Source organism: Candidatus Nitronereus thalassa (assembly GCF_032191465.1).
GTDB lineage: Bacteria > Nitrospirota > Nitrospiria > Nitrospirales > UBA8639 > Nitronereus > Nitronereus thalassa.
In genome coordinates this window covers 977,595-993,359 of record NZ_JAQOUE010000001.1, presented here as the reverse complement: position 1 = coordinate 993,359, position 15,765 = coordinate 977,595, and the positions used below count along the sequence as shown (strand labels likewise).

The 15,765-nt window shown below is 49.7% G+C and carries 12 protein-coding genes; 9 read left to right on the top strand and 3 right to left on the bottom strand.

From position 1 onward, the window contains the following. Window positions 1-99 precede the first annotated feature (99 nt). On the bottom strand, window positions 100-1,011 hold the full coding sequence (locus PPG34_RS04565) for a peptidase associated/transthyretin-like domain-containing protein (protein WP_313831959.1): 912 nt from the start codon (window positions 1,009-1,011) through the stop codon (window positions 100-102). A 439-nt stretch (window positions 1,012-1,450) separates the two neighbouring features. Between PPG34_RS04565 and PPG34_RS04560 the strand changes: the two genes are divergently transcribed. From PPG34_RS04560 to PPG34_RS04530, 7 genes are all read left to right on the top strand, one after another. Next, window positions 1,451-2,548 carry an ABC transporter ATP-binding protein gene (locus PPG34_RS04560; RefSeq protein ID WP_313831958.1) on the top strand — a complete coding sequence of 366 codons (1,098 nt, stop codon included), beginning with the start codon at window positions 1,451-1,453 and terminating at the stop codon, window positions 2,546-2,548. A 47-nt stretch (window positions 2,549-2,595) separates the two neighbouring features. After that, window positions 2,596-3,444, top strand: coding sequence for an ABC transporter permease (locus tag PPG34_RS04555; protein ID WP_313831957.1), 849 nt, complete (start codon window positions 2,596-2,598; stop codon window positions 3,442-3,444). After that, a complete protein-coding gene (locus PPG34_RS04550; RefSeq protein ID WP_313831956.1) occupies window positions 3,441-4,208 on the top strand; it encodes an ABC transporter permease in 768 nt (255 codons plus the stop codon). Before PPG34_RS04555 ends, PPG34_RS04550 begins: the two co-directional genes overlap by 4 nt. Window positions 4,209-4,219: 11 nt before the next feature. After that, on the top strand, window positions 4,220-5,323 hold the full coding sequence (locus PPG34_RS04545; RefSeq protein ID WP_313831955.1) for a polyamine ABC transporter substrate-binding protein: 1,104 nt from the start codon (window positions 4,220-4,222) through the stop codon (window positions 5,321-5,323). A 184-nt stretch (window positions 5,324-5,507) separates the two neighbouring features. Continuing rightward, complete coding sequence (locus tag PPG34_RS04540; RefSeq protein WP_313831954.1) at window positions 5,508-6,308, top strand: HEAT repeat domain-containing protein; 801 nt, start codon at window positions 5,508-5,510, stop codon at window positions 6,306-6,308. Between the two features lie 102 nt (window positions 6,309-6,410). Further along, entirely contained in the window at window positions 6,411-6,941 is a 531-nt protein-coding gene (def, locus tag PPG34_RS04535) for a peptide deformylase (protein ID WP_313831953.1), read from the top strand. Between the two features lie 159 nt (window positions 6,942-7,100). Continuing rightward, complete coding sequence (locus tag PPG34_RS04530; RefSeq protein WP_313831952.1) at window positions 7,101-8,825, top strand: ABC transporter ATP-binding protein; 1,725 nt, start codon at window positions 7,101-7,103, stop codon at window positions 8,823-8,825. A 158-nt stretch (window positions 8,826-8,983) separates the two neighbouring features. On the opposite strand, the gene PPG34_RS04525 is transcribed toward PPG34_RS04530, so the two are convergent. After that, on the bottom strand, window positions 8,984-13,393 hold the full coding sequence (locus PPG34_RS04525; RefSeq protein ID WP_313831951.1) for an Ig-like domain-containing protein: 4,410 nt from the start codon (window positions 13,391-13,393) through the stop codon (window positions 8,984-8,986). A 702-nt stretch (window positions 13,394-14,095) separates the two neighbouring features. Here PPG34_RS04525 and PPG34_RS04520 point away from each other — a divergent pair. Both PPG34_RS04520 and PPG34_RS04515 read left to right on the top strand, forming a co-directional pair. Beyond that, window positions 14,096-14,329, top strand: a complete 234-nt coding sequence (locus tag PPG34_RS04520; RefSeq protein ID WP_313831950.1) for a cold shock domain-containing protein — start codon at window positions 14,096-14,098, stop codon at window positions 14,327-14,329. A gap of 267 nt (window positions 14,330-14,596) precedes the next feature. Then, complete coding sequence (locus PPG34_RS04515) at window positions 14,597-15,232, top strand: peroxiredoxin (protein WP_313831949.1); 636 nt, start codon at window positions 14,597-14,599, stop codon at window positions 15,230-15,232. A gap of 175 nt (window positions 15,233-15,407) precedes the next feature. On the opposite strand, the gene PPG34_RS04510 is transcribed toward PPG34_RS04515, so the two are convergent. Then, window positions 15,408-15,755 carry a hypothetical protein gene (locus PPG34_RS04510; RefSeq protein ID WP_313831948.1) on the bottom strand — a complete coding sequence of 116 codons (348 nt, stop codon included), beginning with the start codon at window positions 15,753-15,755 and terminating at the stop codon, window positions 15,408-15,410. Window positions 15,756-15,765 lie beyond the last annotated feature (10 nt).

Below are 15,765 nucleotides of genomic sequence, written 5' to 3'. Positions count from 1 at the left end.
CAATCCTCTTTTTTCTTGAAAATGATTTATGCGGGACCAAGAAATTCGTGTAGAAAGGTCAAGAATATAGGAGATTATTTCCTTCCCGAGAATTTTTCCTTAATAGGTTTGCAGTTCCACCGTGGGCTTGATTGTTGATTCGCCCAATAATTCTACCCCAAACCTCGTTCCCTCACTTACTTCATTGGCGTATAGCCGGCCCCTGGGTGCATCGATTTCAATAGGTAATTCCGTGGTTCCCTTTGCCTCGAGGGTGACTGTGAATTCTTCATTTACCATTGGGTGCCAGACGAGGACTTTGTAGGTTCCAGGTGGAATGTTTGAGATGGAGTATGATCCATCCGCGGCACTCAGCGAATAGTAGGGATTGGCAGCCACAAAAGCCCAGCTTTCCATGTAGGCATGAAACCCACACTGCATGACAAACAAGTTACGGCCTTTTCCCATTTTGATGGGTTGTGTTATGACTTTCCCTGCTCGATTCTTCACGGTTTTTCCATCTAGGAAATCTTTTTGACGCAGCCGTTTACTCATGGGCAGCGGAGTGTTAAACAGAACTCTGGCGCCACGTTTTGAGGTTTCATAGCCTTGAATATCATGGAAGACAGGGTCTTTGTTCACGACCTTAATACCTTGGCGGTCACGAACCACACTAATATAGGGCTCAAATTTACAATCGATGGCCTCAATGAGCGGTGGTGTATAATCGAAGGATTTTCCCTGTTTGATATTTTGAAGGTAGACAACGACATTTTTGAATCCGCCCTCAGGACCGATGACAAAAGGTTGTAGGAGGCGCCATCCAGTTCCTGTGGAAATCCGACCACAATACACTGCGTCGGGTAAGGTGACTAAATTGTATCCCTTGGGTTTTGGCACGTCTCCTTTAAGCGTGATTTTTCCGGTTAATGTTCCTCCATCAGTGACGGAAATTTCTTCATAGGTCCAACCAGTTCCCGTTCCCAGACTGATTGTGAGAACAAGACCCAGAGTAAAAATCCCCAATTGCATACGTTCCTCCTTCGCAATCGCTAACAATTTCAAAAGGGCACCTCTAAAAACCGTCCTGTTCCCTGATGGCTGTGTCATCCATGTGCTTACAGCCTTCGGCGGGCACAAACTTGGCGTTCTTCGTGTCGTGCGCCCTCATGTATTCGCCTATACACTTCGGTGTTGCGCGCGTGGCTTCCTTGCCCTTACAAAAAAACCTGGTTTTTAGAGATGCCCTAAAAATTTCCTAATTTTAACATTCCATGTCTCGAGAGGAAAGAATGTGACCCCTTGTGAAGGATTTTCGGATCATGGTCAATGGATGAAGGCCATAGAGTGAAAATCAAAAAGTGAGTGGACGAAAGACAGTCAGAAGTGATTGATTTGACATAAATTTTCTTGAGAACCTAGAATCGACCGTCTTTTCCCACTCATGAAGGCTGACCCCGAGAATTTAAATATGCCCTCAGATAATAATCCCATCGTTCAAGTCGAGGCGCTTACGAAACATCATGGGGATACGTTGGCGGTAGATGGTCTTTCCTTTGATGTACGAAATAACGAATTCTTTTCCATTTTAGGTCCCAGTGGGTCAGGAAAGACTACGACCCTACGATTGATTGCTGGCCTTTTACAGCCAGACGAAGGCGATATTTTTGTCAATGGACAATCAATGAAGGGGTTGCCTCCAAATCGACGTCCGGTGAACACGGTCTTTCAGGATTATGCATTATTTCCTCACATGACCGTTTGGGATAACGTGGCTTTCGGGTTGCGCATGCAAGGTGTGGCGGGTGCTGAGGTTGTAGAGAGAGTTGGCAGCGTGTTGGATATTGTTCAGTTGCCGAACAAAGGGGGGCGGTTGCCTTCGGAATTATCAGGAGGGGAGCAACAGCGTGTAGCATTGGCGAGAGCGTTGGTCAATCGCCCGGCCGTGATTCTTTTGGATGAGCCGCTAGGGGCTCTCGACCAACAACTTCGTCAGGATATGCAACGAGAGTTGAAGTACATTCAGGCCCAAGTAGGGGGCACCTTTATTTGTGTGACTCATCATCAAGCCGAGGCCCTCTTCATGTCCGATCGGGTCGCGGTACTGAACGAAGGGCGACTGATGCAAATTGGAAAGCCTGAAGATTTGTATGCTCAACCGAGTTCATTGTTTGTAGCCGAATTCGTCGGTCGGTCCAATAGGCTGGAAGGTGAAGTGATATTAACCCATGATAGTCATAGTCTATTCCAATCATATGACCTTCCCTCCATGCGGATCCCGCACACCTCTCGGACCCTGGCTGGAAGAAAATCAGTCATGATTCTTAGACCAGAACAGCTGACGTTGTCTCGCAAAAACGAATGTGGATTTGGTGAAAATTGTCTAGAATCTCAAATTGATCAGGCTTTTTACCTTGGCGAAGCTATGCAGTACGTAATAACTGTGGCTCCCCACGTATCGTGGACCGTGCAGGGACCGGTTCATGATGATCGTGCAGCACGGTTTCGTCCTGGTGAAAAGGCATTCGTTCGCTGGGGAGTGCAACACGGACTACTTTTTCCACAATAGTTTCTTTTCCTTATAGATGGATACCTGACCAATCCAGTAGCTTTACAATGAACATCTCTCCTTTTCGCCCACAATCATGGCTTCTGTTTCCTACACTCCTTGTTTTGGGGGTTTTTTTCTGTCTTCCCTTGCTCCTCATGTTTGGCGTGAGTTTGGCCTCTCGTGGGTTATACGGGGGTATTGAATGGACGATGACATTTGAGAATTATCAGCGTCTAGCTGACCCCTTATATTGGAATATTTATGGGCGTTCATTGGTCCTCGCAGGGGCGACCACTCTCGTCTGTTTGGTGGCAGGATTTCCGTTGGCCATGGTGATGGCCAGATCGTCCGCTCGAATGCAGACGATACTGTTGATACTGGTGATGATTCCTTTTTGGACGAACTTCCTCGTGCGCACGTATGCGTGGATGTTTCTGCTCAGGACTGAAGGCTTGTTCAATACAGTGCTTCTGCATTTGAACATCATCGATGTCCCACTTGATTTGTTATATACCAATGGTGCGGTATTTATTGGATTAGTGTACGGGTACCTACCGTTTATGATCCTGCCGTTGTATGTCGCCATTGAACGGATTAGCCCTTCCTTCGAGGAGGCTGCCGCTGATTTGTATGCAAGTCGCTGGTCAGTGCTTCGCTATGTGGTGATGCCTTTGGCAAAACCAGGTATCGTCGTTGGATGTATCCTGGTGTTTATTCCATCATTGGGCGCATTTATTACTCCTCATTTATTGGGAGGCGGGCAGAGCATGATGCTTGGGACGCTCATTCAACATGAGTTTTTGGTTGTACGGGATTGGCCCTTTGGCTCGGCCATTTCCTTTTTGTTAATGGGATTGGTGCTAGTAGTGAGTGTTCCGGTTTTTCAAGGTCAAAAACTCTGGGGGAAACCATGACTTCCCGCTCGAAGTGGCTTCGGGGATTGAGTGTAGGGACCTTGTTATTTTTATATGGCCCTATTCTGGTCATTCTTGTTTTTTCCTTTAATGTCTCAAAAATGTCTGTGGTTTGGGAGGGTGGCTCTCTATATTGGTACCGACAATTAGCCGGAGATCACTCCTTGTGGCTAGCCACTCGCCATTCATTAGTGATTGGAGGAGTGTCCACCTTGGTGTCGTTGATGCTGGGCATTGGCTCCGCTGTGATATTGGAACGGAGGCGAATTATGGGACAGCCCTTAGTCGAAGGAATCCTCCTGCTTCCCCTGGTTATTCCAGAAATAATGTTAGGCGTAGCTCTATTATTGTTCTTTGTTCTTATCAAATGGCCCCTTGGCTTAACCACGGTGATCATTGGTCATTGTGTGTTTAATTTGCCCTTGGTGATTATGGTATTGCGAGCGAGGCTTCGGAAAATTAACCCCGTCTGGGACGCCGCCGCTCGCGATTTGGGTGCAACTCCGTGGCAAGCCTTTATCTACGTCACTTTTCCATTGCTTCGTCCAGCTATTTGGGGTGCAGGTTTGATGGCCTTTACCCTATCTTTGGATGATTTTGTGGTAACCTTTTTTACGACCGGACCTGGAGCCACGACTCTGCCTCTCAAAGTTTTTTCTATGATGCGAACCGGGATTACCCCTGAAATTAATGCGCTTTCTGCGGTTTTGGTCACAGTTTCCATGTTGTTCATTGGGGTGTCGTTGGTGTTGCAACGAAAATAAAGGAATCAAGAATGGTGGGCTGTTTCTTCAAGATGGCATTAAGAAAAATGGGTATGCTGGCCATGACGCTTCCCATTTTTTTCGGTGGCGTGGCAGGATGTGGTCCATCTGTTGATTCTTCTTCAGTTAGTGAAACCTCACAAAACGCGATAGAGAAAAAACTATATTACTTTACCTGGTCAGATTATGTTGACCAAGTCCTTCTCGATGGCTTTAAGGCGAAAACCGGAATCACGGTGGTGGTCGATACCTTTAGTAGCAATGAAGAGTTGTTAGCGAAAGTGCAGAGCGGAATGTCGGGATATGATGTGGTAGTTCCCTCAGATTTTATGGTCTCCATCATGGCGCACCAGGGTTTGCTGGCGAAGTTGGATCACCAAAAAATTCCGAATATTCAATTTATTGAAACCTTTCTTAAGAAACTTCCCTTTGACCCTGCGCAAGAATATGCCGTGCCTTATTTCTGGGGCACAGTAGGTATTGGATACGATTCCGACGTGATCGACGAACCGCCCAGGAGTTGGGACATTTTGTGGGATTCCCGGTTCAAAGGGCGAATCAGTATGCTCAATGATCAGCGGGAAGTGTTCGGAATGGCCCTGCGATCATTGGGGTATTCCTTGAATAGTCAGGATCCTATGCGAATTGAACAAGCTAAACAAAAACTTATCGCACAAAAACCGTTAGTGAGAATGTATACGAGTGAAACTTTCGATCATCTATTGGTGTCGGGAGATATTGTGTTGGCCCATGCTTGGGGAGGTCCGGTGGCTCGGGCCATGCAGGAGCGCCCGTCAATTCAATATGTGGTTCCTCAGGAAGGCGGAACCATCTGGACAGATTGCTTGGTGGTACTGGAATCATCATCGCGTAAATCGATGGCCTGGAAGTTTATTGACTATCTCATTGAGACCGAAGTCGCTCATGCCACTTCGGAACGACTGCTTTTTGCATCCGCGAATCGATTGGTCAAAAGTCTCGTTGCTCCATCTGTAAGAAATAATCCTGCGGTATATCCTCCCCAAGAGGTGATTGATCGAATGGAGTGGATGGTCGATACTGGTGAGGCTATCCGATATTATGACCGGGCTTGGACAGAGCTCAAAGTACATTGAGTTGGCATGTGGGGAAACGTAAAGCGCAATGTGGGAAGCTCGAAGTATTGGAAAAAGTATTCCTTATATTTTTCACACACATCCCGCAAGACGTTTCTTGTCCTCTCTCTTGACCAGTCTCAGGGTTACCCACTAGACTAAAGGAGGTGAAGAAACTAGCGATGAAATTGAGGAGATGTTGGAAATGAAAATTCCATCTTTGGTACTTTTGAGTTGTGTGTTGGGAATAGTTTTCAGTGCTCCTGCGGGGGGCTTGGCGTGGGAGAGTTCGTCCAATGGGAGAATTATTCTAGTTCAAATTCCCTATGAGGCCCCACCAGAACCGGAATTTCCGGAAATCCCAAAGGCTACACCAGCTCCCGATGTATTGTCAGAAGCCGAATTAAAACGCGCCGAAGCCTTGCTGCCTCTTTTGGAAGGGCAACAAGAGCTCTATATCATGGGAGAGTTTGTGCATCTTGGGAAGCCAGTGGTGCCGGTGTTGGTGAAGGCGCTGAAACTTCCTGGTACGAGGCTTCGATATAATGCGATTGAAACATTGTCCATGATTAAATCTCCCGAGGCGGTTCCGAACTTAATAGAAACGGCTCTGGATCTGGATGAGATGACCCGAGTGCGTGAACGTGCTCTTCGGGTGTCGGTGAAGTTGGATCCTATTCAATCCATTCCGGCGTTGCAAACTATTGTGAATGATAAAAATGATACCATGCGTCGAGCCGTGGCATTTTTGTCACGCTACGTCCGCGATACGGAAATTCCCCCTCTGTTGATCCAATTGCTTGGGGATTCCGAGCGATATGTGGCGGTCACTGCCCTGGAATCATTTTGGCGATTAACACGTTTTTCGGGAAAGCCTCATGATTGGCAAGGGTCAACACAAGAGCAGCGAAAACAATGGGCTCTGGAATGGAAAGACTGGTGGGAGACCGCCTTGCAAAATCGGGAAAATTCCCCAAATTCTCCATCAGAGAAACCCATATCCTAAACGTCTGTACTGTGTTCCGATCAATTTGCCAATCGTAAAACCACAAAAAAATATGGTGAGGTCTTGATTATAGGGACTCACCTTCTTGAAGAGGAGAAAATCATGGCGGTGTTGCCCATAGCCAAAATTGGGAATCCGGTTTTGCGAAAAATTGCGAAACCCATTTCGCCGGATGTCATCATGACGTCTGCGTTCCAGCAATTCATCGATGATATGTTTGAAACCATGTATGAAAATGATGGCATTGGGTTAGCAGCTCCACAGGTTTCACGGTCGGAACAATTGGTGGTCATGGGTTGTGAAGGAGAGTCTGGTTTCCCTGAAACCGTGTTGATCAATCCAAAAATTGTTTTTTATGGTCCCGAACAGGTGGAGATGTGGGAGGGCTGCTTAAGTGTCGATGGTCTGCGGGGAAAAGTGACTCGTCCTTCCTCTATCCGCGTCGAGGCGTTGGATCGACATGGCCAGGCACTGGATTTTGAAGTCACCGGCCTTTACGGTGTGTGCATCCAACATGAGATGGATCATTTGATTGGTAAGGTGTTTCTGGATCGGATGACCAATCTTTCAACACTCACTCAATTGCAGGAGTTTGACTCGTACTGGAAGGAAGAGTCGGCTACCGTGATCTAAATTCTTTTCATGAGTTTCCTCTTTCAGCTCGGAGTTCCTTCATTCAGTTGTTCCTCAAGACGGGAGGCATAAGTCATCACTCAGTGTGTAGTGAGGCATGTCTGCCAACTCGCAGAAAAGATTAATCGTGTGTTTTTAATATAGGCGGACGTACCTTTCGTGAACTCTCTTTTTCGTACCCTTGGCTATCTTCGTCCCCATCGTGGTTTAGTCCTGACCACCCTGTCCTTTGCCATGCTGACCACGATTTTTGATCTTCTTCCCCCGTGGTTGATTAAAGTCATTATCGATGATGTGATCCAAGCCGAGCGAAATGAATTGCTCCCGTGGGTACTGGGTGGGGTCATATTAGCGTATGGGCTGAAAAACTTCCTGAACTCTCTTCGGATCCGTTTTAATAATATTCTTGAGCAACGGGTCATTTTTCAATTGCGTCAGCAGGTCTTTCATGCACTGCAATGTTTGTCAATCAGCTTTTATGAAAACCGGTCAACCGGTGAGATTATGTCGCGGGTCATGAGTGATACTGAACATGTCGAGCGGATTTTTATTGATGGGCTAGAGAGTATGTTGACGGCCACTCTCACTCTTGTGGGGATTACCGTGCTTCTGTTTACGCTGAATTGGAAGCTTGCCTTATGTGCTCTGATCCCGATTCCCATTTTGGCCATTTCGGCGGTAACGTTCTCTCGGCGAGTGCATGGCTATTATCATGAGATTCGAAAAAACACCGCGGACTTAAGTGCTTACCTGCAAGATGCGTTGTCCGGTATCCGTGAAACCATGGGATTTAATCGGCACGACTTTGAGCGTGCACGATTCGACCAAAAAAGTCAGGCAGTCAATGTGAGCACTTTAAAAGCCATGCTGCTGTGGTCAGTGTATTCTCCCGGAATGATTTTCATTGGCAGTTTGGGGACGGTCTTTGTGCTCTGGGTGGGGCCAAGCGAAGTGGCTGCGGGCCGGTTATCGATTGGTGAATTGGTGATGTTTGTTTCTTATCTCGCCCTGTTTTATGTGCCCATTAACCAAATCCATTCGGTGAATCATCTGCTGCAGCATGCGCTTGCTGCGAGTGAACGCATCTTTGATATCCTCGATACGGAGCCAGATGTCATAGATCGTCCCGGCGTTCAAGCTCCCCGAGGAAAACTTAACGGAACGGTAGAGTTAAACGATGTTCGTTTTGCTTACCGTCCCGATGTTCCAGTGTTGAATGGCATTAATGTCACGATCCCTTCGGGGCAGCGGGTCGCATTGGTTGGACCCAGTGGTGCAGGGAAAAGCACTCTCATTAAATTGATCCTACGGTTTTATGATGTAACGGATGGGTTTGTTTCGTTGGGAGGAACTGATGTCCGAGATTTGCCGTTAACGTTTGTGAGAAATCAAATTGGTCTCGTGCAACAAGAACCCTTTTTATTTAACGGGACAGTGCGCGAGAACCTGGCCTATAGTAATCCGGAAGCAACCCAATCTGAAATCGAGGCGGTGGCGATGGCCGCCCGAGCGCATGACTTTATCTTGGAATTGCCGGATAAGTATGACACATGGATTGGTGAACGAGGGGTTAAGCTTTCGGTGGGGCAAAAACAACGGATTGCGATTGCGCGTGTGCTTCTGAAAGATCCTTCTGTGGTTATTTTCGATGAAGCCACCTCAAATATTGACACGGAAACCGAAGTGCAAATTCGAGAAGCCTTGGATGTGTTGACGCAAGGTCGGACTACTATTGTGATCGCACACAGGCTTTCCACGCTTCAACAGGTTGATCGTATTCTCGTCTTAAATCGAGGCCGTCTGGAACAGGAAGGAACGCATGCCGATCTTGTGAATCAAGATGGATTGTATCGACTTCTTTATGAAGCACAATTTGCGATGTAAGCATTGATGTCGGTTAATTACTAGTCATTAATAAAGGGAAGTACTAGTGGTTACCTGCTTGGTTTGTATGATTATATAGTCCCACCAACTTAGGGTTTCGTTGTCTAAGCTTCCATCTACCTCTTTCCTTAGTAAACTCAAGATTTCCAATCTAAAAATTAGGGCAGCACTTCCAAGGTGTCTGCCACATAGACGTTGCTATTGCTTTCGGAGATGGTATGGCCCTCCCAATCAATCGTGGAGGTGATATCGTTGCCTGTGATGGTCCAGGCCGTGGTTTGGCTGCCGCCGGGGAAATAGACGGTGGGGGAGCCGGCGGGGACCCAAAAGGAGAGAAAGACATCCTGCCCGGCGAGAAGGTCGAAGGCAATGGGATCACTGGTGATGGAGTCGCCGGCGGGGACGGTGACGCCGGCATTCCAGGAACTGCCAAAGGTGACGTGGGTGAAGGAGCTATCGACGCCATCGAGGGAGGTGCCGTCGCGGCGAACCAACGAGACGCGCTGGAGGGTGTAATTTCCGGAGGAGCGGCCGTGGAGGGTCAGTTGCACGGTGGTGCCGGAGCGGGTAATGGCGGCCCCGTCGAGCAAGACACGGAAACTGCGATCATGCCAACTGGAGTTGGTCCATGACGCCCCGGTATTTTGGTGGGTGGCTTCCCAAGCGATCTCGGGAGACCCCGTCGGGCCACCGAGCGTAACTGGGACGATGCCCGAGAGACTTTCATTACCCGCGACATCGCGGGCAAGAGCTTTGAGTTCATACGTATTGGGAGCAAGTCCAGTGGTGTCCCAATTGATTGTATAGGGCGCTTGGGTGTCTTCGTTGCCGAGGGGAGAATTATTTACATAAAACCGGACGCCGGCGACCCCAATATTGTCAGAGGCCGTGGCGGCAATCGACACGATGCCCGAAACCAGTCCGCCGGGTGCCGGATTCATGATGGCCACGGTTGGTGGTGTCGAGTCAGGGGGCGGGGAGACGGTGACAAAATTCGCTGAGACGACGGTTGCTTGCTGGAGTGTCACGAGGCAGGACCCGGTCCCGGAGCAGCCTGCACCGGACCAGCCTTGAAAGGAGGAGCCGGCGGCGGCCTGGGCTGTCAAAGTTACCGTGGTGCCTGCGGGGTAGTTCTGGGAGCAGCCCCCGGGACAACTCAGAGTACTATCCTGGCTGGTGACGGTACCGGCGCCGGTGCCGGCGAGGGTCACGGTCAGGGGCAAGGGCGTTGGCCCATTCGTGGCCAGCACTTCCAAGGTGTCTGCCACATAGACGTTGCTATTGCTTTCGGAGATGGTATGGCCCTCCCAATCAATCGTGGAGGTGATATCGTTGCCTGTGATGGTCCAGGCCGTGGTTTGGCTGCCGCCGGGGAAATAGACGGTGGGGGAGCCGGCGGGGACCCAAAAGGAGAGAAAGACATCCTGCCCGGCGAGAAGGTCGAAGGCAATGGGATCACTGGTGATGGAGTCGCCGGCGGGGACGGTGACGCCGGCATTCCAGGAACTGCCAAAGGTGACGTGGGTGAAGGAGCTATCGACGCCATCGAGGGAGGTGCCGTCGCGGCGAACCAACGAGACGCGCTGGAGGGTGTAATTTCCGGAGGAGCGGCCGTGGAGGGTCAGTTGCACGGTGGTGCCGGAGCGGGTAATGGCGGCCCCGTCGAGCAAGACACGGAAACTGCGATCATGCCAACTGGAGTTGGTCCATGACGCCCCGGTATTTTGGTGGGTGGCTTCCCAAGCGATCTCGGGAGACCCCGTCGGGCCACCGAGCGTAACTGGGACGATGCCCGAGAGACTTTCATTACCCGCGACATCGCGGGCAAGAGCTTTGAGTTCATACGTATTGGGAGCAAGTCCAGTGGTGTCCCAATTGATTGTATAGGGCGCTTGGGTGTCTTCGTTGCCGAGGGGAGAATTATTTACATAAAACCGGACGCCGGCGACCCCAATATTGTCAGAGGCCGTGGCGGCAATCGACACGATGCCCGAAACCAGTCCGCCGGGTGCCGGATTCATGATGGCCACGGTTGGTGGTGTCGAGTCAGGGGGCGGGGAGACGGTGACAAAATTCGCTGAGACGACGGTTGCTTGCTGGAGTGTCACGAGGCAGGACCCGGTCCCGGAGCAGCCTGCACCGGACCAGCCTTGAAAGGAGGAGCCGGCGGCGGCCTGGGCTGTCAAAGTTACCGTGGTGCCTGCGGGGTAGTTCTGGGAGCAGCCCCCGGGACAACTCAGAGTACTATCCTGGCTGGTGACGGTACCGGCGCCGGTGCCGGCGAGGGTCACGGTCAGGGGCAAGGGCGTTGGCCCATTCGTGGCCAGCACTTCCAAGGTGTCTGCCACATAGACGTTGCTATTGCTTTCGGAGATGGTATGGCCCTCCCAATCAATCGTGGAGGTGATATCGTTGCCTGTGATGGTCCAGGCCGTGGTTTGGCTGCCGCCGGGGAAATAGACGGTGGGGGAGCCGGCGGGGACCCAAAAGGAGAGAAAGACATCCTGCCCGGCGAGAAGGTCGAAGGCAATGGGATCACTGGTGATGGAGTCGCCGGCGGGGACGGTGACGCCGGCATTCCAGGAACTGCCAAAGGTGACGTGGGTGAAGGAGCTATCGACGCCATCGAGGGAGGTGCCGTCGCGGCGAACCAACGAGACGCGCTGGAGGGTGTAATTTCCGGAGGAGCGGCCGTGGAGGGTCAGTTGCACGGTGGTGCCGGAGCGGGTAATGGCGGCCCCGTCGAGCAAGACACGGAAACTGCGATCATGCCAACTGGAGTTGGTCCATGACGCCCCGGTATTTTGGTGGGTGGCTTCCCAAGCGATCTCGGGAGACCCCGTCGGGCCACCGAGCGTAACTGGGACGATGCCCGAGAGACTTTCATTACCCGCGACATCGCGGGCAAGAGCTTTGAGTTCATACGTATTGGGAGCAAGTCCAGTGGTGTCCCAATTGATTGTATAGGGCGCTTGGGTGTCTTCGTTGCCGAGGGGAGAATTATTTACATAAAACCGGACGCCGGCGACCCCAATATTGTCAGAGGCCGTGGCGGCAATCGACACGATGCCCGAAACCAGTCCGCCGGGTGCCGGATTCATGATGGCCACGGTTGGTGGTGTCGAGTCAGGGGGCGGGGAGACGGTGACAAAATTCGCTGAGACGACGGTTGCTTGCTGGAGTGTCACGAGGCAGGACCCGGTCCCGGAGCAGCCTGCACCGGACCAGCCTTGAAAGGAGGAGCCGGCGGCGGCCTGGGCTGTCAAAGTTACCGTGGTGCCTGCGGGGTAGTTCTGGGAGCAGCCCCCGGGACAACTCAGAGTACTATCCTGGCTGGTGACGGTACCGGCGCCGGTGCCGGCGAGGGTCACGGTCAGGGGCAAGGGCGTTGGCCCATTCGTGGCCAGCACTTCCAAGGTGTCTGCCACATAGACGTTGCTATTGCTTTCGGAGATGGTATGGCCCTCCCAATCAATCGTGGAGGTGATATCGTTGCCTGTGATGGTCCAGGCCGTGGTTTGGCTGCCGCCGGGGAAATAGACGGTGGGGGAGCCGGCGGGGACCCAAAAGGAGAGAAAGACATCCTGCCCGGCGAGAAGGTCGAAGGCAATGGGATCACTGGTGATGGAGTCGCCGGCGGGGACGGTGACGCCGGCATTCCAGGAACTGCCAAAGGTGACGTGGGTGAAGGAGCTATCGACGCCATCGAGGGAGGTGCCGTCGCGGCGAACCAACGAGACGCGCTGGAGGGTGTAATTTCCGGAGGAGCGGCCGTGGAGGGTCAGTTGCACGGTGGTGCCGGAGCGGGTAATGGCGGCCCCGTCGAGCAAGACACGGAAACTGCGATCATGCCAACTGGAGTTGGTCCATGACGCCCCGGTATTTTGGTGGGTGGCTTCCCAAGCGATCTCGGGAGACCCCGTCGGGCCACCGAGCGTAACTAAAATGGCTGGAGTGGTTGTTTCCTGACCCGTATTATTACGTGCTCGTGCGGCTAAGGTATGAGTGCCTACCAGTCCCGAAGTATTCCAGTTAATAGCAAACGGTGCGGATGTGTCTGGGGCTCCTAGGGGACTACCATCCAAAAAGAATTGAACATGGTTAATTCCTGAAACGTCACTCGCATTGGCAGAGACTAGAACAATTCCTGAAATAGTGGACCCATTCACTGGGGATGTGATTGAAATCGTGGGAAAGGTAATGACCGGAGGAAGGCCACCTGTGATTTCCTGGGAGAGGCCACTCATGTTATTGGAATCGTCTTTGGCTTTTAGCGCGAAAGAGTAGGTAATACCTGGTAAGAGTGTTCCGGTCGGAAAGGTGTAGTTTGTCACGTTCCCAACAGAAATGGGTGAATTGGGGTGGTTGTAAACACCAGGTTGGTCTCCAAAAAAAATTTCATATCCGGCCAAGTCTGGTTCAGGATTTGGTGACCAACTTAATGTCCCAGTCTCTGAAGTAGTCCCGGATGTAGTTTGAGGAGCCAATAGCAAAGAAAAGTTCGTAAGAAGTAAAAACGGTATGATTGGAAATGTCGTTATTCGGATCAGGGATTGAACACTCTTCATTATGCGCTCCATGGGGTTTTCTTCTTGGGGTGATATCTTTTCTTTGTTTTCTGGAATAAAAATTAAGTTTTTATACCTAGATTAATTTAGTTAAGTGAAAAACCTGCCTATAGTGCCTAATAAAAAATTGCCCATTTAAAATTTTGGGCCTGTGATGGAAATTTTTTGTTTGAATTCGTTTAAATCAGTACCGGGATCAGCAATAACGATGCCTTTATGTTTTGGACATAAAAAAAATAATAAAAACAAGTAGTTAAAATTGTTTGTGAACGAATGAATTGTGAGTGAGAATGCTTAGGGTGCAGTGAGGTGATTTCAGTATATATACGTAAATGTAGAATTAACGGGTCGTTTTCAAGGGTTTGAGGACAATGTCGAAGCCCACTTTGCTAGGAAAAATGTGCAGGGATAATTTTTGAGGCGTGGAAAGGTCTATGTGGTCTTTGAAAAATTATGAAATTGGAGGGGTTAAATGGTATTCAAATCCTCAAATTATTTTAGATTAAATGATATTGCGTATTGTTATTGACATATTCTGGTGGCTATGGTAGATCGTGCCTTTATTATTTTGGTTTTTATAATGAGAATTCTTTTTTATAAGATGCCGCAGAGGGCGAAAAGTCCTTATGCGGCTTATTTATTTTAGGGCCTGCTTGTAATCGGGGAAATTACTTTCCAAGGTCCGGGAATAAGGAGGAAGCTGTGAGTGAAAGAAAGACGGGAGTGGTCAAATGGTTTAATGATCGGAAAGGATTTGGATTTATTCGTGTCGACGGTGAACAGGATGTATTTGTTCATTATTCTGCCTTGCAAGGAGAAGGATTTAAAACCTTGAAGGAGGGAGAACCGGTTGAATTTGATTTGGTGGAAGGCGCTAAAGGTCCACAGGCTGCTAACGTTGTGAAAACTCACGCGGCCCAAGAGTCTGCTGGCTGACCTATTGGGATAGAAGAGCGATAAGTTTTATTCAGACAGTTTATAAAAATTAGGAAAAAAAGGGAGGCTAAAAGCCTCCCTTTTTTTATGTCTGGAAATCAAAATGTACCAAATATTTCAATTATTTCTATGGCCTGGCCAAGTTGACTCGTTTTTTGCGGTAGGCGTATACTTTTCGGCAATTACGAAAGGGTGGGATATTATGGAACTGATCCTGCTCTGGGCCTATAATTTTTCGACAGTTTAATTCATGAGGAGGAATAGATTATGGCAATTCGATTAGGCGATGTGGCCCCAGATTTTACGGCGGAAACGACAGCAGGAACGATAAAATTTCATGAATGGCTTGGTGATAGTTGGGGTATTTTATTTTCCCATCCTAAAGATTTTACTCCGGTGTGTACCACGGAGTTGGGGGCGGTGGCAAAAATCACGAATGAGTTTAAAAAGCGAAATGTAAAAGTGCTCGCGGTGAGTGTTGATCCCCTGGATTCTCATAAAGGCTGGGTTAATGATATTAATGAAACACAAAATTGTTCGGTGAGTTATCCCATCATTGCTGATCCAGATCGCACGGTCGCGAATTTGTATGACATGATTCATCCCAATGCGTTAGATAATATGACGGTGCGTTCGGTGTTTGTGATCGGACCTGACAAGAAAGTGAAACTAACGCTTACCTATCCAGCATCGACTGGAAGAAATTTTGATGAAATTCTTCGTGTGGTGGACTCATTGCAATTGACGGCCAAACATCAAGTGGCTACCCCTGCCAATTGGAAGGACGGGGAAGATTGTATCATTGTCCCTGCGGTGAAGGACGAAGAAATTCCCTCCAAATTTCCCAAGGGCCACCGGGCCGTGAAGCCTTACCTTCGGTTCACGCCACAGCCCAACAAGTAAGACCTTCTCGCAAGCCTCGTTCTTTCGAAAAGAGCCGTTCCATTAGGGGCGGCTCTTTTTTTGTCTATTTTTTAAGACCTCGGATCAAGGTGATGGCGGTGTGTCGTAACTCACAATTTTGAGCATGTCTTTATATTGTTGCGAGCAACGAGATACAAACAACGAGCGACGTTTTTTAAGGTTGGTAGGTTTCGTAGAGCGTAATTATGGTTTGAAAGCCCACCTTACATTCTCGGCAACGGAATTGGATAATGTCTCGATCCACATTCACTTCGGTCACATGTAAGGCGGCTTGATGTTGGGTGACACAGGTCTCCAAACTCATGGCGGCACCGTCTTCGTGCGATTCAGAATCTCCAATAATTCGAGAAATCGTTCCGATAGTGAGGCGATGACGGGATTTGCAATTGACGCAAGCAATGCCAAGTTTGTCTGGAAGCGTCAGCATCTTGAAACTTAGGGATAAGGGGTGAACGGAGAAGCATTGCTGGAGGAATGCGCCGCTTTTGTAAATGTTTGGCATGGGTGCACGT